At 71.3% G+C, this 18,706-nt stretch carries 18 protein-coding genes; 9 read left to right on the top strand and 9 right to left on the bottom strand.

Going from position 1 to position 18,706, the window contains the following annotated elements; translation table 11 throughout:
- Window positions 1-188: 188 nt before the first annotated feature.
- From GFH48_RS29850 to GFH48_RS29835, 4 genes are all read right to left on the bottom strand, one after another.
- The gene (locus GFH48_RS29850) at window positions 189-2,222 is read right to left on the bottom strand and encodes a TerD family protein (protein ID WP_153291202.1); all 2,034 of its coding nucleotides are present in this window, start codon (window positions 2,220-2,222) and stop codon (window positions 189-191) included.
- A 43-nt stretch (window positions 2,223-2,265) separates the two neighbouring features.
- On the bottom strand, window positions 2,266-2,844 hold the full coding sequence (locus GFH48_RS29845) for a TerD family protein (protein WP_153291201.1): 579 nt from the start codon (window positions 2,842-2,844) through the stop codon (window positions 2,266-2,268).
- A gap of 160 nt (window positions 2,845-3,004) precedes the next feature.
- Window positions 3,005-5,137 carry an excinuclease ABC subunit UvrB gene (uvrB, locus tag GFH48_RS29840; protein ID WP_153291200.1) on the bottom strand — a complete coding sequence of 711 codons (2,133 nt, stop codon included), beginning with the start codon at window positions 5,135-5,137 and terminating at the stop codon, window positions 3,005-3,007.
- A 40-nt stretch (window positions 5,138-5,177) separates the two neighbouring features.
- Entirely contained in the window at window positions 5,178-6,044 is an 867-nt protein-coding gene (locus GFH48_RS29835) for an MHYT domain-containing protein (protein WP_153291199.1), read from the bottom strand.
- A gap of 276 nt (window positions 6,045-6,320) precedes the next feature.
- Here GFH48_RS29835 and GFH48_RS29830 point away from each other — a divergent pair, with 276 nt between their 5' ends.
- The 3 genes from GFH48_RS29830 (at window position 6,321) to GFH48_RS29820 (ending at window position 9,682) form a co-directional block, all read left to right on the top strand.
- Window positions 6,321-7,214, top strand: coding sequence for a glycerophosphodiester phosphodiesterase (locus GFH48_RS29830; RefSeq protein WP_153291198.1), 894 nt, complete (start codon window positions 6,321-6,323; stop codon window positions 7,212-7,214).
- Between the two features lie 135 nt (window positions 7,215-7,349).
- A complete protein-coding gene (locus GFH48_RS29825; RefSeq protein WP_153291197.1) occupies window positions 7,350-7,904 on the top strand; it encodes a methylated-DNA--[protein]-cysteine S-methyltransferase in 555 nt (184 codons plus the stop codon).
- Window positions 7,905-8,296: 392 nt separating this feature from the next.
- Entirely contained in the window at window positions 8,297-9,682 is a 1,386-nt protein-coding gene (locus GFH48_RS29820) for an MFS transporter (RefSeq protein ID WP_153291196.1), read from the top strand.
- Window positions 9,683-9,694: 12 nt separating this feature from the next.
- Here GFH48_RS29820 and GFH48_RS29815 read toward each other — a convergent pair whose 3' ends face one another.
- Window positions 9,695-10,057: a cupin domain-containing protein gene (locus GFH48_RS29815; RefSeq protein WP_153291195.1), complete on the bottom strand. Its 363-nt coding sequence runs from the start codon at window positions 10,055-10,057 to the stop codon at window positions 9,695-9,697.
- A gap of 135 nt (window positions 10,058-10,192) precedes the next feature.
- Between GFH48_RS29815 and fdhA the strand changes: the two genes are divergently transcribed.
- On the top strand, window positions 10,193-11,425 hold the full coding sequence (fdhA, locus tag GFH48_RS29810) for a formaldehyde dehydrogenase, glutathione-independent (protein WP_153291194.1): 1,233 nt from the start codon (window positions 10,193-10,195) through the stop codon (window positions 11,423-11,425).
- A 115-nt stretch (window positions 11,426-11,540) separates the two neighbouring features.
- On the opposite strand, the gene GFH48_RS29805 is transcribed toward fdhA, so the two are convergent.
- Window positions 11,541-11,969 (bottom strand): VOC family protein, encoded by a 429-nt coding sequence (locus GFH48_RS29805; protein WP_153291193.1) that lies wholly within the window; start codon window positions 11,967-11,969, stop codon window positions 11,541-11,543.
- Between the two features lie 97 nt (window positions 11,970-12,066).
- Here GFH48_RS29805 and GFH48_RS29800 point away from each other — a divergent pair, with 97 nt between their 5' ends.
- The 3 genes from GFH48_RS29800 (at window position 12,067) to GFH48_RS29790 (ending at window position 14,234) form a co-directional block, all read left to right on the top strand.
- The gene (locus GFH48_RS29800; protein WP_153291192.1) at window positions 12,067-12,972 is read left to right on the top strand and encodes a pseudouridine-5'-phosphate glycosidase; all 906 of its coding nucleotides are present in this window, start codon (window positions 12,067-12,069) and stop codon (window positions 12,970-12,972) included.
- Between the two features lie 234 nt (window positions 12,973-13,206).
- A complete protein-coding gene (locus GFH48_RS29795) occupies window positions 13,207-13,356 on the top strand; it encodes a hypothetical protein (protein WP_153291191.1) in 150 nt (49 codons plus the stop codon).
- On the top strand, window positions 13,353-14,234 hold the full coding sequence (locus GFH48_RS29790) for a carbohydrate kinase family protein (RefSeq protein ID WP_407698673.1): 882 nt from the start codon (window positions 13,353-13,355) through the stop codon (window positions 14,232-14,234). Before GFH48_RS29795 ends, GFH48_RS29790 begins: the two co-directional genes overlap by 4 nt.
- Before the next feature lie 17 nt (window positions 14,235-14,251).
- On the opposite strand, the gene GFH48_RS29785 is transcribed toward GFH48_RS29790, so the two are convergent.
- Window positions 14,252-15,043, bottom strand: coding sequence for a class I SAM-dependent methyltransferase (locus GFH48_RS29785; protein ID WP_153291189.1), 792 nt, complete (start codon window positions 15,041-15,043; stop codon window positions 14,252-14,254).
- A gap of 174 nt (window positions 15,044-15,217) precedes the next feature.
- On the opposite strand from GFH48_RS29785, the gene corA reads away from it, so the two are divergent.
- Window positions 15,218-16,345 (top strand): magnesium/cobalt transporter CorA, encoded by a 1,128-nt coding sequence (corA, locus tag GFH48_RS29780; RefSeq protein WP_153291188.1) that lies wholly within the window; start codon window positions 15,218-15,220, stop codon window positions 16,343-16,345.
- Between the two features lie 59 nt (window positions 16,346-16,404).
- On the opposite strand, the gene GFH48_RS29775 is transcribed toward corA, so the two are convergent.
- Window positions 16,405-16,833 (bottom strand): CBS domain-containing protein, encoded by a 429-nt coding sequence (locus tag GFH48_RS29775; protein ID WP_153291187.1) that lies wholly within the window; start codon window positions 16,831-16,833, stop codon window positions 16,405-16,407.
- 178 nt (window positions 16,834-17,011) lie between these two features.
- Window positions 17,012-17,644 (bottom strand): nucleoside/nucleotide kinase family protein, encoded by a 633-nt coding sequence (locus tag GFH48_RS29770; RefSeq protein WP_153291186.1) that lies wholly within the window; start codon window positions 17,642-17,644, stop codon window positions 17,012-17,014.
- A gap of 274 nt (window positions 17,645-17,918) precedes the next feature.
- Here GFH48_RS29770 and GFH48_RS29765 point away from each other — a divergent pair, with 274 nt between their 5' ends.
- Window positions 17,919-18,614 carry a DUF2293 domain-containing protein gene (locus tag GFH48_RS29765; protein WP_153291185.1) on the top strand — a complete coding sequence of 232 codons (696 nt, stop codon included), beginning with the start codon at window positions 17,919-17,921 and terminating at the stop codon, window positions 18,612-18,614.
- Window positions 18,615-18,706 lie beyond the last annotated feature (92 nt).

Genomic DNA, 18,706 nt, shown 5'->3' with positions numbered 1-18,706 from the left:
CACGGGCCGACGCCCCGGGATCTGGCCAGATCCGTATTGACGGGTACGCCGCAGCAGGTAGGGAGTACTCCCCTCCGTGAGAACGAGAGTACCCGAATTACCAAGCAAAGGTAAAGGGATTGGTAAAAGAACTGCCAAGTTGGCTGGTCAGAGCACTTTACCGATGCTTGGTGAAGCGCTTCGAAGGGTCAGCGGTTCCACGGACGGCGGGCCGCCGCGACCTGGGAGAGCACCTGCTGGAGCACCTGGCTGCCCGGCGGGACGAGCGCGGGCTCGTACGTCCAGGCGTGACCGACCCACGGGTCGGCGAGGTGATCGTCGGGCACCGGCGTGAGCCGCAGCAGCGCACGCCACAGAGGGTCCAGCAGGGGCCCGAACCCGGCGGCGTCCTCCCGGTCGGCCACCAGCATCAGATGGACGCCGACGGCCGGTCCCTCGTCCGCGAGATAGCGCAGCTGGGTCACGGCGCGGTCGTCGAAGCCGTGCGGGAAGTCGTTGACGATCAGCAACTGCTCGGCGGTGTCGAGGCCCGGCGGCAGCGAGTCGGCGGCTCCGGCGCGCACCGCCATCTGCACCAGGTCCACACGCTGGGTGAGCCGGGCCAGGACGTCGGCCACACCCGTGGCGCCGGCCGCGGGCGGACCGTCCAGCACTCCGGAGCGCACCAGCGGCGCGAGGGACGACGCCGCCGAACCGGCCGGGTCGATGACGTGCGCCGTGAACTCGCCCGCGGGATAGACGGCGAGCAGCCGCGCGGCGTTCGCCACCGCCGTGTCCATCGCGAGGCGTCGCAGCTCGTCGGGGTCGGCGAGCGCGTCAGCCGACGCGGCTCGCCCGCTGTCGATCCACAGGCCGCGCTCCAGCGGCAGCCTGACCAGCATCGGAATGCTCAGTTCCTCGCTCTCGGGCAGACGGAGGTCGCCGAGGCGCACGGCCATGGGGATCTCCATGGGTACCCGGTAGCCGTGCCAGACCGGGTTGTCCCAGCGCGCGTACGCCGCGGGCAGCGCGGGCTCGACGACGTCGGACTCGGCGGTGAGCTGGGAGAGGTCGCGGTCGAGCGCCGCGCGGGCCTGGTCGACCAGGTCGGCGTGCTTGGCCCGGGCGGCCTCGCGAGCGGCGTCGCCCTGCCCGCCGATCCGGCTGCGCGGGTCGGACAGCGCCCTGTCGAGTTCCTGCTCCATGCGCGAGTCGGCGAAGTCGACGGCACTGCGATAGGCGGCCGCGGTGCGGGCCAGGTCCTCGAACATCCCCCACACCTGGTTGTAGAGCCGCTCCTCCATGGACCAGCCGGTCGCGTCCCCCGCGACGGGCCGCGCGGGCTGTCCCGGTGGGGCCGGCGGCGCGGTGGGCGGGGGCGGGGGCGGCGCGGAGGTCTGCCGTCCGGGGTGGCTGTAGTCGACCGGGCCGGTGGAAGGTGCGGCCGGCTGGGCGACCGCGGGCGGATCGGTCGGTGCGGGCCCGCCACCCTGGTACCCCGGCTGCGGCACGGTGGCCCCCTGCCCGCCGGGCGTGTCGTACGGGGACGGGGAAGGGGTCTGGAGCGGCGGTACGGTCCCGGAGGCGCCCTGCGGTCCGGCGTACGGCTGATCCGGTCCCGGTGCCGAGGCGGCCGCCTGCCGTGAGCGGTCGGCGTCCGGCGTCCGGGGCGGGGGCACCGACACCGAGCGGGCCAGCCCCTGTGCCACCGCCTCGTCGATGCTGTCCGCGAGCCGGCGGGCCTCGGGCAGTCCCTGGTCCGTGAGGAGTTCGGCGAGGCCGCCCGCGTACCCCTGGCCGACCGCGCGTACCTTCCAGGCGCCCTGTCTGCGGTAGAGCTCCAGGGCGACGACGGCCGACTCGGCGTCCAGGCCGGTGATGGTGTAGCTGGCGACCTCGGAGCCGTCGAGTCCGGTCACGGCGACGAAGGGGGCGGCCACGGCGCCGAACCGGGCCGGACCGACGCCGGTCGGCAGTGCGAGCAGCACGCTGACCCGGTGCACGGTCCCCGGCAGGGCGTCGAGATCGAACGCGAGGCGGTGGTCCGCCGCCGCCTGCTTGGAGACCTCCAGCCCGGGGAGGGTGGGCGCGCCCGGGTGCGCCACCCATTCGACGCCCCGGACCCGGCCCTGCTCGTCGCTGAGCGTGGCCCCGGCCACGACCGGCCGGCCGGCCGAGACACGGACCTCAAGACGGACCTGGGAGAGCGGGTGGTTCTGCCCCCGGACCAGCTCGGCCGTCATCGCCTTGTCCCCCTGTGTCGCTTCGTGCCTACGGTCGGGCTGCCTACAGGTGCGGGGTGATCGTGGGCATCAGGTCCTGGAAGGTGCGGCCGTTGGCCGGTGTGCCGATGGCCGTCATCTGCCAGCCCGCGCCGGAGCGGTGCACCTTCGCCATGATCTGGGCCGTGTACTGGCCGCCGCCCGCGAGGGTGTAGCGGGCGAGTTCCTGGCCGTTCGTCTCGTCGACCAGACGGCAGAACGCGTTCTGCACCTCCTGGAACGTCTGGCCCGTGAAGGAGTTCACGGTGAAGACGATCTGGTCGATGTGGACCGGGATGCGTTGCAGGTCGACGAGGATCGACTCGTCGTCACCGCCCTGGCCCGCGCCGCCGACCACGTTGTCACCGGTGTGGCGCACCGAGCCGTCGTCGCTGACGAGGTGACGGAAGAACACCACGTCGACGGGCTGCTTGTCCGCGAAGAGCACGGCGGAGGCGTCGAGGTCGATCTCCCGGGTGCGCGAGCCGAACAGGCCGCGCCGGGGTGCCGCCTGCCAGCCGAGCCCCATGCGTACCGCCGTGAGGGTCCCCCCGTCGTTCTTCTGCAGACTGATGGCCTGACCCTTGGTCATGTTGACCGTCACGCGCTGATCCCCTCTCGAACTGTCCCCTGTTGCCGCGGAATCCACGGATGACCAGAACCCTACGCAGCGCCACCGACACTGCCGAACCCCGCGGCGCGCTTTGTGTCGGTCTTGCAACACAGCGCGCATCGGCCGAGGTCCGGCACGGTCGAAGGGGGCGTCAGGCCAGGCCCCCCTCCTTCATCTGACGCAGTTCCTTCTTCATCTCCGACACCTCGTCGCGCAGCCGGGCCGCGATCTCGAACTGGAGGTCCGCCGCGGCGGCCCGCATGCGCTCCGTCAGCTCCTCGATCTGCCCGGCGAGCTCGGCCGCGGGCTGGTCGGTCGGGACCTTCGCCGCGTTCTTGGCGTTCTTGCCGGACTTGGCCGCCTTGCCGCCGAGCGAGGGCACCGGGGCCTTGGCGCCCTTGCCGTCCTTCGTCTTGCGGTAGCCCGAGCCGAGCAGCTGCTCCGTGTCGACGTCCTCGCGGGCGATCTGCGCCACGATGTCGTTGATCTTCTTGCGGAGGGGCTGCGGGTCGATGCCCCTCTCCTCGTTGTACGCGACCTGCTTCTCGCGCCTCCGGTTGGTCTCGTCGATGGCCTTCTCCATCGCCGGGGTGATCCGGTCGGCGTACATGTGGACCTGGCCTGAGACGTTGCGCGCGGCGCGGCCGATGGTCTGGATCAGGGAGGTGCCCGAGCGCAGGAAGCCCTCCTTGTCGGCGTCGAGGATCGACACCAGGGACACCTCGGGCAGGTCGAGGCCCTCTCGCAGCAGGTTGATGCCGACCAGGACGTCGAACTCGCCCGCGCGCAGTTCCCGCAGCAGCTCGACCCGGCGCAGGGTGTCGACGTCGCTGTGCAGGTAGCGCACCTGGATGCCGAGTTCCAGGAAGTAGTCGGTGAGGTCCTCGGCCATCTTCTTGGTGAGCGTGGTGACCAGGACGCGTTCGTCCTTCTCCGTACGCAGGCGGATCTCGTGCACCAGGTCGTCGATCTGGCCCTCGGTGGGCTTGACGACGACCTCGGGGTCGATCAGTCCGGTGGGCCGGATGATCTGCTCGACGTAGCCGTCCGCGCGGGAGAGTTCGTACTTGCCCGGGGTCGCCGACAGGTAGACGGTCTGTCCGATGCGCTTCTGGAACTCCTCCCACTTCAGGGGGCGGTTGTCCAGGGCGGAGGGCAGCCGGAAGCCGTGGTCGACGAGCGTGCGCTTGCGCGAGGCGTCGCCCTCGTACATGGCGCCGATCTGCGGCACCGTGTTGTGCGACTCGTCGATGACGAGCAGGAAGTCGTCCGGGAAGTAGTCGATGAGCGTGTTCGGCGGGGAGCCCGGCTCACGTCCGTCGAAGTGCATCGAGTAGTTCTCCACGCCGGAGCAGGAGCCGATCTGGCGCAGCATCTCGAGGTCGTACGTGGTGCGCATGCGCAGCCGCTGGGCCTCCAGGAGCTTGCCCTGCTTCTCCAGCTCGGCGAGACGCCCGCCTAGCTCCTTCTCGATGTCGTTGACGGCGCGCTCCATGCGCTCGGGACCGGCCACGTAGTGGGTCGCCGGGAACACGTAGATCTGCTCGTCGTCGCTGATGACCTCGCCGGTGAGCGGGTGCAGCGTGGAGAGCGCCTCGATCTCGTCGCCGAACATCTCGATGCGGACGGCGAGCTCCTCGTAGACCGGGAAGATCTCGATGGTGTCGCCGCGGACCCGGAAGGTGCCCCGGGCGAAAGCCACGTCGTTACGGGTGTACTGGATGTCGACGAAGCGGCGCAGCAGGTCGTCACGGTCGATCTCGTCGCCGACCTTGAGGCTGACCATCCGGTCGACGTATTCCTGCGGCGTCCCGAGGCCGTAGATGCAGGAGACCGAGGCGACCACCACGACGTCGCGCCGGGTGAGCAGCGAGTTGGTCGCGGAGTGGCGCAGCCGCTCGACCTCCTCGTTGATCGAGGAGTCCTTCTCGATGTAGGTGTCCGACTGGGGGACGTAGGCCTCGGGCTGGTAGTAGTCGTAGTACGAGACGAAGTACTCGACCGCGTTGTTCGGGAGCAGCTCGCGGAACTCGTTGGCCAGCTGGGCGGCCAGCGTCTTGTTCGGTGCCATGACGAGCGTGGGGCGCTGGAGCTTCTCGATCATCCACGCGGTGGTGGCGGACTTGCCAGTGCCGGTCGCGCCCAGCAGGACGACGTCCTTCTCACCTGCCCGGACGCGCTTGTCCAGCTCGGCGATGGCCGCCGGCTGGTCACCGCTCGGCTGGTAGGAGCTGACGACCTCGAAGGGCGCCACCGAACGTTCGATCTTTGATACGGGCCGCATGGGTTCCACCGTACGACCCCGCACTGACAACGGGGTCCGATCACCGGCTCTGCGGGGTGCGCACGCGACCGTGCGCACGGTCGCGGCCCGGGTGCCGCCGCGGTCGGCGGCCGGGGCGGAGACCGACGGAGTGGGCCGGAATACCGGGTCTGCGCTCCACGGGGGTCCGGTCCGGCTTGCCCAGCACCATCAGGGGGTCGAACATCACGACGACTCCGGCCAGGCAGAGGAAGACCAGCGGGCCGATCATCATGGGCGCGAGCAGGGAGGTGGCCGAATCGCCCGCGGGGGTGCTGGAGGTGTGGTGGAGATGGACGCTGAGGGCGGCCATGCCCGTGTAGTGCATGCCGCTGACAGCCAGCCCCATGACGAGACTGGCGCCCACGCTCCAGAGGAATCCGCGGACCTGGCCCGCCGCCCACAGCGCGGTGATGGCGGCGACGACGGCTATGACGACCGAGGCCGACACGGTGAGCGTGTTGTACTCCAGCTTTCCGTTCAGGCGCATTCCGGCCATGCCCAGGTAGTGCATGGAGGCGACTCCCAGACCGGTGATGGTGCCGCCGGTGAAAAGTGCCGTCCCGGTGGCCCCGCGGTAGCCCACGATGAAGATCCCGACACCGACCATCACGATGGCCACGCCCAGACTCGCGAACGTCGTGGGCCTGTCGTAGTGGATCGGGGTCTCCTCGACCGAGAATCCCATCATCGCGATGAAGTGCATGGTCCAGATGCCCGAAGCGATCGCGGCCGAGCCGAGGGCGAGCCAGCCGGCCCGCCACGAACGGGTGACGAGCATCGATCTGGTGGTGCACCGCAGGCCGAGCGCTCCACCCAGGCAGGCCATGAGGAACGCCACCACCGGTGTGACGAGTCCGTAGCTGAAGCCGTCGATCGTGCCCTGCATGTACGGCTGCCTTCCCGCCCTTTTGCACCAGAAATTTCCGGAAAAACGCCCACACCCAGGCCGTCTCAACGGCCGGGGGTGAGGCAGAGAGTATGACCCCCACCGGAATGGCCGAACGATTTTCCGGCAAAGAATCACGATGTCACCGCACTTGTGCGTTACCGGTGAGCGGACTTGGTCAACTCCATGCGATCCGCGCCCGGCACACCTCCCCCACGCGTCACCCTCTGCTGTCACTCTTGAGCCGTAAGTGACAGTTCGACGCGAGGAGTACGTATGCACGCGCGCGTTGCCGCCGCCACGACCACGGCGCTCATCGGGGGCACCGTGCTTGTCGGGGGCACCACCTCGATACTCCCCACTCCCCACGCGCGGGCCGGTTCCCCGGACGGCGGTGTCGTGATCGTCGCGCACCGCGGCGCTTCCGCCTACGCGCCCGAGAACACCCTGGCCTCCATCGACAAAGCCGCCGCGATGGGTTTCGACTGGGTCGAGAACGACGTCCAGCGCACCAAGGACGGGAAACTGGTCGTCCTTCACGACGCCACACTGGCGCGCACGACCGATGTCGAGAAGGTCTATCCCCGCCGGGCCCCCTGGAAGGTCAAGGACTTCACCGCCGCCGAGATCGCGCGTCTCGACGCGGGCAGCTGGTCCGGCCGTCGGTACGCCGGTACACGCGTGCCGACGCTGCTCCAGTACATGCGGCGTGTGTCGCACAACCACCAGAAGCTCCTCCTGGAGATCAAGAACCCCGACCTGTACCCGGGCATCGAGCGGGAGACCCTCGAACTGCTGAGCAACGAGGGCTGGCTCGACCCGGAACACCTCCGGCACCGGCTGGTCGTCCAGAGTTTCAGCGCGCGGAGCGTGCGAACGGTCCACGATCTGCGTCCGGGGATCACGACGGCGTTCCTTGGCAAGCCGTCGTACGCGCGGTTGCGCGAGTACGCGCGCTTCGCCGACCTGATCAACCCGGACAGCGCCTCCCTCACCTCCGGCTACGTCTCCACGGTCCACGCCTTCAAGGGGCCGCACGGCAGGCCGATGGGGGTCTTCGCCTGGACCGTCGACGACCCGGACGCCGCACGGCGCCTCGCGGGCTACGGCGTGGACGGCGTCATCACGAACAAGCCCGACGTGGTCCGCAGCGCGCTGCAGGAGAGCTGAACGGCCCATCCGGAGGCCGTCGGCCGCGGCACGGGCGCCGAGGAGTGCCCGCGCCACGGCCGTGCCCCTTCGGACCACGGGCAGCCCACGGGCGGCCCGCGGGCGTTGTCAGTGGCGCGTCGTACGGTGGATCCCATGAACAGCCATGCGCAGGACGAGCATCGGGTCGTGTGGGGCGTCGTCGGCACGGACATCGGTCCGCTGCTGCTGGCGGCGACCGACGACGGCCTGGTGAACGTGGTGTTCCACGCCACGGACGCGGTCCGCGACAGGGCGCTCGAGCGGCTCGCCGCGCGCCTGGGCACCGAGCCGGTCGAGGCACCCGCGTCCCCACTCCTGGCCGAGGCGATACGCCAGGTCGAGGCGTACTTCGCGGGTGAGAGACGTGACTTCGAGCTGCCGCTGGACTGGTCACTCATCTCCGGGTTCAACCGCCAGGTGCTGCGCGAGCTGGAGTCCGGCGTCGCGTACGGCGCGGTCGTGGGCTACGGCGACCTCGCCCGCCGGGTGGGACAGCCGGGCGCGGCGCAGGCGGTCGGCGTGGCGATGGGTTCGAACCCGCTGCCGGTCGTCGTGCCGTGCCACCGGGTCGTGGAGAGCGACGGCGGCATCGGAGGGTTCGGGGGCGGACTGGAGACCAAGCGGAAGCTCCTGGCCCTGGAAGGGGTGCTGCCGGAACCGCTGTTCTGAAGCGCGGAGACCAGGAACGGAGACCAGGAGGAGATCTCCCGCCCGGGGGCCTTGCCCGGGGGGCCGTGCAGGGCGTCTGTGCGGAGGTCCGTGTTCGTCCTGAGGCCGCCTCTCGCACGGCGGGGTGTGCGCCGGTGCGCACGGAGACGGACGGCGAGCCGCCCCCGCGGGCTCCCTCTTGTTCGCACGCGGCGCGGAATGGAGACTGCGCCGGTGACCCGAGCCCGTCCCACCGCATCCGCGTGCCCCGTGGCCGCGTACTCCGTGACCGCACGTCCCCCAGGCGCGTCCCCCGCAACCGCGCCCTCCGCACTCGGTTGCTCCACTGCCGCGGGCTCGGCCCATCTCGCCGGTTCCGCTCGCTTCGCTTGTTTCGCTTGTTTCCTGTACGAGTGTTCGCGGTGACCGCCCGCGGACGGCAGACCGCCGTGCCCGTGGACATCGAGGGGATACCGGCCCTGCGGCGCCGGATCACCGCCGTACTGATCGCGGGCCAGATCCTCGGCGGCCTCGGTGTCGCCACCGGCATCGCGCTCGCCACCGTGCTGGCCAAGCAGGTCAGCGGGACCGAGTCGCTCTCCGGTCTCGCGCCCACCGCGACGGTCACCGGCACGGCGCTGCTCTCCGTGCCGCTGGCCGCGCTGATGACCGCACGCGGGCGTCGGCCCGGACTCGTACTGGCGTATCTCATCGGCGCGTCGGGCGCCTGCCTCGTCGTGGTCGCCGCGAGCGTCGGAAGCTTCCCCCTGCTTCTGCTCGGGATGGCGGGGTTCGGCGCGGCCTCCTCGGCGAACCTCCAGGCACGGTTCGCGGCCGCCGACCTGGCCGAACCCCGGCGGCGTGCCCGCGCCATCTCGAATGTCGTGTGGGCCACCACGATCGGAGCGGTGCTCGGGCCCAACATCGCCGCACCCGCGGGACGCAGCGTGTCGGGTCTCGGGATACCGGAGGCGGCCGGTCCCTTCCTCTGGGCGGCCGGGGTCTTCCTGCTCTCCGCGCTGCTCGTGGCGGTCCTGCTGCGGCCCGATCCGCTGCTGACCGCCCGGGCGCTCGCACCGGCCGAGGAAGGGGCTGCCCACGCGCGGTCGATCCGAGCGGGTTTCGCCGCCGTCGCCGCCTCGCCACGGGCCCGGCTGGCGCTCGTGACGGTGGCCGTGTCGCACACCGCGATGGTCTCGATCATGTCGATGACCCCCGTGGACCTCGGACACCACGGGGCGAGCATCGATCTCATCGGGCTGGTGATCAGCGCGCACATCGCGGGCATGTACGCGTTCTCGCCCCTCATGGGACGGCTCTCCGACCGCTTCGGGCGACTCTCCGGGATCGCGCTCGCCGGGGGCCTGCTCGCCTGCGCGGCACTGCTCGCGGGCACGGCGGGCGGCAGTCACGGACAGACCGCCGCGGGGCTCTTCGTCCTGGGCCTGGGCTGGTCGTCCGGACTGGTGTCCGGGTCGGCGCTCCTGACGGACTCCGTGCCCCAGGCAGCGCGGGCCGCCGCACAGGGAGTCTCCGACCTGACCATGAACACGGCGGCCGGTGTGGGGGGCGCGACCGCCGGCCTCATCGTCGCGGAGGCCGGCTACGGGTGGCTGAACCTCGTCGCCGCCTGCCTGCTGCTCCCGCTGGGAGGACTGGCGCTGTTCACCCGCGGAAGGCACGGCCGGTTCCCGGAAGGCCTCCAGGACACCACCGCGGACCAGAAGCCGACAGCCCTGGGCCGGGGAGAAAGGCTCGGGAACCAGCGCAGCGGACGGCAAACCAGGCGGCGGCCCTGAAGAAGCCGCAGGCTACAGGCTGATGTGGTAGGCCTTGCGGAGCGTCTCGTGCACGGTCCACGTCGTACGGTCGCCCTCGCGCAGGACCGCCGCGTCGCCCGGACCCACCTCGATGAGACCGCCGCCCTCGATCTCGATCGTGGCGCGGCCGCTGACGACCACGAAGAGCTCGTTCGCCTCGGTATCGGTCACCACACCGGGGGTGATCTGCCAGATGCCGCGCAGTTGCTTGCCGTCGGCCGACTCCCACAGCACCTTGCCGGTCACGACCGGGGTGCCGGAAACGATCTGGTCCGGGTCGAGCGGCTCCGTTTCGAGTTCGGCGTCGGGAATGTGGACGGCGAAGGACGGGGTGGCCCGGCTGTTCTCGGTCATGAGCGGTCACCTTAAGGGCATTCGAGAAAGGCCTCGCGCGGAGGGTGGTCGGAACGCGTGACCGGTAGCAGACTCCGCCCTGCGCACAGCCGCTGGCATCCGAAGACACGGGGGCCGAAGGGACGGCGATCACGCATGAGCGAGAACGGAAACAGGGCAGTCGCTTATCTCAAGCCGGGTGCGGTGGAGGTCAGGACCATCGACCATCCGACGCTCGAACTGCAGGACGGGCCGGGAGTGGCCGCCGAGAACGTCGGTCGCAAGTGCCGGCACGGGGTCATCCTCAAGGTGCTCGCCAGCAACATCTGTGGCAGTGACCAGCACATGGTGCGAGGCCGTACGACCGCGCCCGAGGGGCTGGTCCTCGGACACGAGATCACCGGAGAGGTACTGGAACGCGGCCCGGACGTCGAGTTCATCGAGGTCGGGGACATCGTCTCGGTACCGTTCAACATCGCCTGCGGACGGTGCCGCAACTGCAAGGAGCGCAAGACCGGCATCTGTCTGAACGTCAATCCGGCCCGGCCGGGGGCAGCCTACGGTTATGTCGACATGGGCGGCTGGGTCGGAGGCCAGGCGCAGTACGCCATGGTCCCCTACGCGGACTTCAACCTGCTGAGGTTCCCCGACCGCGACCAGGCGCGCGAGAAGCTCCTCGATCTGACCATGCTGTCGGACATCTTCCCGACCGGTTTCCACGGCGCGGTCACCGCGGGCGCCGGGGTCGGTTCGACGGTGTACGTCGCCGGGGCGGGCCCGGTCGGTCTGGCGGCGGCCGCGTCGGCGCAGCTCCTGGGCGCCGCCGTCGTCATCGTCGGAGACCTCAACGCCGAACGCCTCGCCCAGGCCCGGAGTTTCGGGTGCGAGACGGTGGACGTCTCCGAGGGCCCGGTGGAGGACCAGATCGCGCAGATCCTCGGCGAACCCGAGGTCGACGCGGCCGTCGACGCGGTCGGCTTCGAGGCACGCGCGCACGGCCCGGACGCCGAGGAGGCCCCCGCGACCGTCCTCAACTCCCTGATGGGCATCACGCGCGCGGGTGGGGCACTGGGCATCCCCGGGCTGTACGTCACGGACGACCCCGGCGGGATCGACCAGGACGCGCGGACCGGAACGCTGAAGGTGCGGCTCGGTCTGGGGTGGGCGAAGAGCCATCGCCTCAGCACGGGGCAGTGCCCGGTGATGCGGTACCACCGGGGTCTGATGCAGGCGATCCTGCACGAACGGGTGCACATCGCCAAGGCGGTCAACGCGACCGTGATCGGCCTGGAGGACGCGCCGCGCGGCTACGCCGAGTTCGACCAGGGCGCCAGTCACAAGTACGTGCTCGACCCGCACGGGACACTGGCCGGCGTACGGCCTGTCTGACCCGGGGCACACGAGCGGGGGTGCTTCCCCGAGTCCGGGAAGCACCCCTCTCCCGTTGCCCCGTTCCCCCGTTCAACCGTCGCGTGCCGCGCCTGGCCGCAGGGGCCGCCCGGCGTTATTCGTAGTGCCGTGCCTCGAAGACGTTCCCGTCCGGGTCACGGAAGTAGAAGCTGCGCTTGGCCATGCCCCGGGCGCCGTACGAGTCGTAGGAGAAGCCCGAGACAGGGACGGACCGCTCCTCCAGACGCGTCCGCAGCGCGTCGAAATCGTCTCCCTCCAAGGACAGGCATACGTGGTTGACGGGGTGGCCGGCACTCTCCGCGCCCCCGGGGACCATGTTCATGTACTCCGCCAGAGGGAGCGGCGCGAGGTCGAAAATGGTCTCCTCGTTGAGGCGTACGGAGGGGAACGACTCCTTCCCCGCGGTGTATTCGGTGACCCTCAGGGGCTCCAGGCCGACCGACCTCTCGTAGAAGTCTGCCGACGCGACCGGATCGCGTACCCAGAGAACGACATGGTCGAGACGTGGCGAGTTGTCCGTCATGCCCCCAGGCTGGTGCCGTGGGGCGCGGGTCGCAAGGGTTTGACCGGGCGCGCCGCCCGCCAGAGATGAGGAAAGGCGACAGACAGGAGGCAGGCGCGTGATCGTGGTGTCCGAAGAGGTGCGGGAGGCGCTCGACGCGCGCCGGCCGGTGGTGGCCCTGGAGTCGACGATCATCGCGCACGGGCTGCCGCGTCCGCGCAATCTGCAGGTCGCGCTGGAACTGGAGGACGTCGTGCGACGGGAGGGTGCCGTACCCGCGACGATCGCCGTGCTGGACGGGTGTCCCCATGTCGGACTGGACAAGGAGCAGTTGGACCGGGTCGCGAACGAGGACGGCATCCGCAAGCTCGGGCACCGCGATCTGCCGCTCGCGGTGGCGACGGGCGCGAGCGGCGCGACGACCGTGTCCGCGACGGCGCTGCTGGCTGCCCGCGCGGGCGTACGGGTGTTCGCGACGGGCGGGCTCGGCGGTGTGCACCGGGAGTGGACGGCGACGCAGGACGAGTCGGCCGACCTGGGTCTGCTGGCGCGGACGCGGATCACGGTGGTGTGCGCGGGCGTGAAGTCGATCCTCGACGTACCGGCGACCTTGCAGCGCCTGGAGACGCTGGGCGTCGCGGTGGCCGGGTACGGCACCGACCGCTTCCCGGGCTTCTATCTGTCCGACTCGGGCCATCCCGTGGACTGGACGCTGCGTTCTCCCGGCCAGGTGGCGGATGTCATGCGCGCGCAGGACGCGCTGGACGGTCCCGAGTCGGCACTGATCGTCGCGAACCCCGTCCCCGAGGACGATCAGCTCGATCCGGGGCTCCACGCGCGCGTGCTCGCCGACGCGCTGCACGCGTGCGAGGCCGCGGGCGTGACCGGGCAGGCCGTCACGCCCTTCCTGCTCGACCACCTGGTGCGGCACACCGACGGCGCGTCGCTCAGCGCGAATCTGGCGGCGGTGCGGGGCAACGTACGACTCGCGGGACGGATCGCGGCGGCCTGGGCCGGAGCGTGAGCGGGACGGATCGCGGCGACCCGGACCGGAGCCTGAGCGCGACGGACCACGGCGACCCGGACCGGAGCCTGAGCGCGACGGACCACGGCGACCCGGACCGGGCCGCCGGCCGGCCCGACGGCGCCGCTCGACCCGGCCGCGTCGGCCGCCTCCCTCAAATCGACCCCGTCCCCCAAGCCGACGGCCTCCGCCGAGCAGAACCGCGCTTCCGGGCCGACCGAGCCCGTGCGGCCGGTGCGGCCGACGAGTCCGGTGCGGCTGCCGCTGCTGCCGCTGCTGCTGCTGCTGCTGCTGCTGCGGGGAGACGTACGCGGAAGGGAGCGGGGCACGGCGCGGGACCGCGTCCGGATGGTCCCGGGGCGTTGCTCGTCGTCGGTGACGTGATCACGGACGTGGTCGCCCGGCACCGGGGGCCGCTCGCGGCGGGCACCGACACGGCCGCCGCGGTGCGCACCCTGCCGGGCGGGGCCGGCGCCAACGTCGCCTGCTGGGCGGCCCATTGGGGCTGCCCGGACGTGCGGCTGCTCGGCCGGGTGGGGACGGACGCCGCCGCCTGGCACGAACGCGAGCTGTCGGCCTGCGGTGTACGTCCCCTGCTCGTCGTCGATCCCGAGGCGCCGACCGGGACGGTGATCTGTCTGGTGGACCAGGGCGCCTCGGCCGAGCGGACGTTCCTCACGGACAGCGGGGCCTCGCTGCGGCTCGATCCCGGCGACTGGTCGTCCGCGCTGCTCGACGGGGTCGCGCGGCTGCATCTGTCGGGCTATCTGTTCTTCTCCGAACCGAGCCGGGCGCTGGCCTCGGCCGCCCTGGAGTCGGCACGCGCGCGGGACGTACCGGTCAGTCTGGATCCGGCGTCGGCGGGTTTCCTCGCGAAGCTGGGCGTGGACCGTTTCCTCGCGCTCGCCGAGGACGTCGACCTGCTGCTGCCCAGCCGCGACGAGGCGTGCCTGCTGACCGGCCTGCCCGATCCGGCGGACGCGGCGGCCGAGTTGAGCCGCCGCATCCCGCTGGTCGTCGCGAAACTGGGCGGCGACGGAGCCCTCGTGGCCCGCTCGGGCACCGTACGGGCGCGCGTTCCGGCCGCACCCGCGGCGGCCCGGGACACCACGGGCGCCGGTGACGCGTTCACCGGCGCGTTCCTCGCCGCGCTGCTCGCGGGTGCCGAACCCGAGGCGGCGGCGGTGGAAGGGTGCGGGGCGGGCGCGATGGCGGTGGAGCGGATCGGAGGAAGGCCGGAAGCGGCGCTCCCGGCCCGGTAGCCCCTCGTACGCGCTGCCTACTTGCGCCCCCACGCCGAGATCATGGGCGCCGTCGCGAGATCCATCGAACCGGTGGCCACGTTGGCCAGGTGGCGCTCGATGTCCTCGGGGGTGGCGAGGCCCGCGGTGACGAGCTGCTGACCGATCTGCCGGACCGTCGCGGTCTCGAGGGCCGCGCAGGCGGGCGAGGTGACGGGGAAGTACGCGTCGGCCTCCACCTCGCGCAGCCCCGCCTCACGCAGCAGGCGGGGCAGTTTGCGGCCGTAGGCGAGGTCGGCGCCGCGCTCGGCGAGGAGTTTGCGGAAGCCCTGGCGCAGCCGGTTCGCGAGTTGCTGTTCGGGGCCGTGCTCGTCGGGGCAGAGCAGGGGCTGCAGCGCGGGGTCGGCGTCCTCGACGAGAAGCCGGCCGCCGGGCCGGAGTGCTTTGATCATCGACCGCAACGCCTTTTCCCTGTCCGGCACATGGACCAGGACGAGCCGTGCGTGCACGAGGTCGAAGCCCTCCCCCGGCGGTTCCTCCGCGGCCACGTCGTGCACCCTGACCTCGACCGACGTGCGGGCCGCCGAGGCCGCCCAGGACGTGTCGATGTCGGTCGCGACGACCTTTCCGGTCGGTCCGACCTTCTTGGCGAGCCAGGACACCACGGACGTGCCGCCCGCGCCGACCTCCCAGCAGCGCCAGCCGGGCCCGATGCCGAAGCGCTCGATGTGCCGGAACGTCGTGGGGTCGAAGAGGGTGGCGAAGGCGTCGAAACGCTGTCCCGCCTCGGTCTGCTGGTTGTCGAGGAGATACCCGTCGGTTCGCGTCATGCAGAGATCATCCCAGTTGACCCCCTTGTCCGGAATCGACGACGCTTCCTGATCTCCGAAAGCGAAGCGGAGGATTCCGTTCCCCCAGGCTTTCCCGGAGTTCGGACGTGCCTGGCAGACTGGCGAGCGAAAGCGCGGAGTGCGGCGCGAGAAGATCCACGCAAGGGGGTCCTGATGTCCATGGCAGGGAATCTGCGGAAGGTCACGAGCCTCGGCAGGGTCGGCGGCCTGCGCAAGGTGGCGCGGCTGGGCCGGCGGCGCGCCCGCGTCGACCTGAGTCACCCCGCCCGGTCCCCGCTCGGCTCCGCCGTGGTGAACTGCGTGGCCTACCGGGACGGCGTCAGGATTCCGGGCGGCCGCGACCTGGTCGACACCGTGGAGCGCATCCGCAAGAGCGACGAGGGCTTCGTCTGGCTCGGACTGCACGAGCCGACCGATCAGGAGTTCGCCGGCGTCGCCGACCTCTTCGACCTTCACCCGCTGGCCGTCGAGGACGCTGTGGAGGCCCACCAGCGCCCGAAGCTGGAGCGGTACGACGAGACACTGTTCGCGGTGTTCAAGACCGTCTGTTACGTCGAGCACCAAGAACTGACGGCGACGAGTGAGGTGGTGCACACCGGCGAGATCATGGTCTTCGTCGGTTCCGACTTCGTGATCACCGTGCGGCACGGGCGGCACGGTTCGCTGGGCCCGCTGCGTGAGGAGCTGGAGGCCGACCCTCGCCAGCTCGCCAAGGGACCGGCCGCGGTCCTGCACGCGATCGCGGACCACGTGGTCGACGACTACGTACATGTCACGGACTCGGTCCAGGAGGACATCGACGCGGTCGAGGCCGATGTGTTCGCCGAGAACGGCGCACGGGCCGACGCGGGCCGCATCTACCAGCTCAAGCGTGAACTCCTGGAGCTGAAGCGTGCCGTGGTCCCGCTCGCCCGCCCCGTCCAGGAGCTCGCCACCCGGCCGATCCGTGTCGTCGATCCCGAGATTCAGGCGTACTTCCGGGACGTCTCCGACCATCTGATCCGGGTCACCGAGCAGATAGCCGCCTTCGACGAACTGCTCAACTCGATCCTGCAGGCGCACCTGGCGCAGGTGAGCGTGGCGCAGAACGAGGACATGCGGAAGATCACGGCGTGGGCGGCGGTCATCGCCGTTCCGACGATGGTCTGCGGCGTGTACGGCATGAACTTCGACAACATGCCGGAGTTGCGCTGGCGGTTCGGCTATCCCATCGTCATAGGCGTGATCGCCGTGGGCTGCCTGGTCCTGTACCGGGGGTTCCGGCGCAACGGCTGGCTCTGACTCGCTTCTCGCCCGGCACGGCGACCGGACGAGAAGCGTGACGGGAAGACTCCGTACGGTCAGCGGGTCATGCTCGTCGAGTAGACGCTCTCGACCCAGCCCGCCAACTGATCGTCCGTCAGATGCTGGGCCAGATCGGCTTCGCTGATCATGCCGACCAGTCGTTTGTTCTCGATCACGGGGAGCCGGCGGATCTGGTGCCCCTTCATCTCCTGGAGCACCTCGCCCACGTCGGCCTCCGACTCGATCCAGCGCGGGGTGCCCTGGGCCATCTCTCCCGCGGTGATCTGGGCCGGATCGTGGCCCATGGCCACACAGCCGACGACGATGTCGCGGTCTGTGAGGATGCCGCAGAGCCGTTCGTTCTCGTCGCTGATGGGCAGCGCGCCCACGTTCAGTTCGCGCATCAGCTGAGCTGCGCGGTCAAGGGTCTCGTGGGCGGGAATCCACTGGGCACCACGGTGCATGATGTCTCCGGCGGTGGTCATGAAGTACCTCCCGGTGCCGGACGGCCGGCGCGGCGCGGAACACACCGCTAGTCCCGGCGCCCTCATTCTTGCCGCGTCGCCGGGGATGTGCACCCGGAAGTCCTCTCCGGGAGGGTCGGCACACGCCGTCGACGGGGGCGGGCGAGCCGGCGCCGTCAGGGCACTGCGGGCCGTGCCGTCAGCCGTTCCACGCCGGGTGACGTGGATCGTCCGCGCGCACCAGCACATCGGCCGCGGCGCCCGGGGCCACCTCCGTCTCGTAACGCTGGAAGGCGGGGAGGGTCCAGTGTTCGGGCTCCGGTGTACGGCGGCTCAGGGCGCCCGGGGAGAGGAGGACATGGACGCTGAGGTCGAACGGGAACCAGTGCCGCAGGAGGAAGGGGCCATGGAGCAGCAGGAGCCCGCCGGGCGGGAGTTGGACGTAGGAGCTGCGGGTGGCGCGGTCGGTGGCCGGGTCCCAGAGGTCGGGCAGGACGCGGCCGTTCCCGCCGGGGTCCAGGGGCCCGAAGACCTCGCGCCACAGGGCGCCGGTGTCGAACCAGCCGTCGTAGTACGCGTCGACGTCCTCGTGACCGTATTCGAAGCGGAGCGACGCGGGGCGCACGAAGTCCTGGGCGTCGACGACGAGCGAGGACCGGCCGCGTATGCGCAGCGCCTCGCGGACACGGTGCGCGAGGTCGCCGGGGCGGGCGGCCGGGGCTCCGTCGAAGGCGATCCGGGGCCAGGGGCCGCCGTCGTCGGGCTTCAGGTCGAGCAGGCGCTCGGCGAGGAGGTCGCCGAGCCGTTCCCAGGTGATCGCTTCGAGTCGCACAGGCCCATGATGCCGCGCCCGCGCCTCGCGCTCGCCGGCCCGGGCAGCGGACCGCGAAGCGCGAGCCAGCCGTCCCGGAGGCGCGGGGCCGAGGTGCCGCCGGCGGAGGGGCCGCGAGACGGAGAACTCGCCGGGCCGAGGTGCCCTGGGCGAAGAAGTCGCGAGACGGAGAGCTCGCCGGGCCGAGGTGCCCCGGGCGAAGGGGCCGAGGGCCCGAGGGAGAGACGGTCGGCCGGGGCGTGGGTCCCGGGCCGGGCCGGGGAATGAACTGTATATGGCACCGATCGCGACTCCTCCGTCCCACAGCGGACTTCTCGTCATTCAGCCGCTCAGGAAGCGGCACTGTGTCGAGTGCCGGACAGGACCGCTGGCGCTGCTGGTGCTGGAGGAGGGATCACCGCGTTGCGTGGACTGCGCGGACCTGGGGCATCTGGTGTTCCTGCCGCGCGGCGACACCGCGCTGACGCGGAGATCGCGGGAGGGCAGCGCGCTGTCGGCGGTGGTGGTGCGGTTCAACCGGCGGCAGGGCCGTTACGAGCGGCAGGGCGTCCTCGTCGAGGAGACGGCGCTGGCCCGGGCCGAGGAGTGGTGTCTGGAGGACGCCGAGGCGCGGCGGCGGCGCCGTGCGCGGGACGCACGACGCAGGGAGACCGAGGACCAGCGGTTCACGGACGCGTTCTGGTGGGAGATACGCCGGCTGTTCCCCGGCTGTCCGGCCGAACGGGCGCGGGAGATCGCCGCGCACGCCTCGGCGCGCGGGAGCGGACGGGTGGGGCGCAGTGCGGCGGGCCGCGCGTTGTCCGAGGGGGCGGTGGCCTCGGCGGTCCGCGCGTCCGTACGGCATGTGGACACGCCGTACGACCAGCTGCTGATGAGCGGCGTGCCGCGGCACGAGGCACGGCGGCGGATCACGGCCGCCGTGGAGGCGCGGCTCCAGGGGTGGCGCGGCGAGCTCACGGCGGGCGCGTGACGCGGGCCGCCCCCGCCTGCCCCGACCGCCCCACCGGGCGCGCCCCGCCTGCCCCACCGGGCGCGCCTGGCCGCGCGACGGGCGCGGCGGCG

Origin of the sequence: Streptomyces fagopyri, from assembly GCF_009498275.1 — a bacterium.
Lineage (GTDB): Bacteria > Actinomycetota > Actinomycetes > Streptomycetales > Streptomycetaceae > Streptomyces > Streptomyces fagopyri.
Note: the sequence above shows the minus strand (reverse complement) of the source record. Positions and strands in the feature narration are given on the sequence as shown.

Bases quoted from the DNA above. Each gene is read 5' to 3' on its own strand.
- GFH48_RS29835 (WP_153291199.1), bottom strand. From the start codon at position 6,044: ATGCAGGGCACGATCGACGGCTTCAGCTACGGACTCGTCACACCGGTG.
- fdhA (WP_153291194.1), top strand. From the start codon at position 10,193: ATGAGCGAGAACGGAAACAGGGCAGTCGCTTATCTCAAGCCGGGTGCG.
- GFH48_RS29850 (WP_153291202.1), bottom strand. From the start codon at position 2,222: ATGACGGCCGAGCTGGTCCGGGGGCAGAACCACCCGCTCTCCCAGGTC.
- GFH48_RS29805 (WP_153291193.1), bottom strand. From the start codon at position 11,969: ATGACGGACAACTCGCCACGTCTCGACCATGTCGTTCTCTGGGTACGC.
- GFH48_RS29765 (WP_153291185.1), top strand. From the start codon at position 17,919: ATGGCACCGATCGCGACTCCTCCGTCCCACAGCGGACTTCTCGTCATT.
- GFH48_RS29785 (WP_153291189.1), bottom strand. From the start codon at position 15,043: ATGACGCGAACCGACGGGTATCTCCTCGACAACCAGCAGACCGAGGCG.
- GFH48_RS29825 (WP_153291197.1), top strand. From the start codon at position 7,350: ATGAACAGCCATGCGCAGGACGAGCATCGGGTCGTGTGGGGCGTCGTC.
- uvrB (WP_153291200.1), bottom strand. From the start codon at position 5,137: ATGCGGCCCGTATCAAAGATCGAACGTTCGGTGGCGCCCTTCGAGGTC.
- GFH48_RS29775 (WP_153291187.1), bottom strand. From the start codon at position 16,833: ATGACCACCGCCGGAGACATCATGCACCGTGGTGCCCAGTGGATTCCC.
- GFH48_RS29830 (WP_153291198.1), top strand. From the start codon at position 6,321: ATGCACGCGCGCGTTGCCGCCGCCACGACCACGGCGCTCATCGGGGGC.
- GFH48_RS29815 (WP_153291195.1), bottom strand. From the start codon at position 10,057: ATGACCGAGAACAGCCGGGCCACCCCGTCCTTCGCCGTCCACATTCCC.
- corA (WP_153291188.1), top strand. From the start codon at position 15,218: ATGTCCATGGCAGGGAATCTGCGGAAGGTCACGAGCCTCGGCAGGGTC.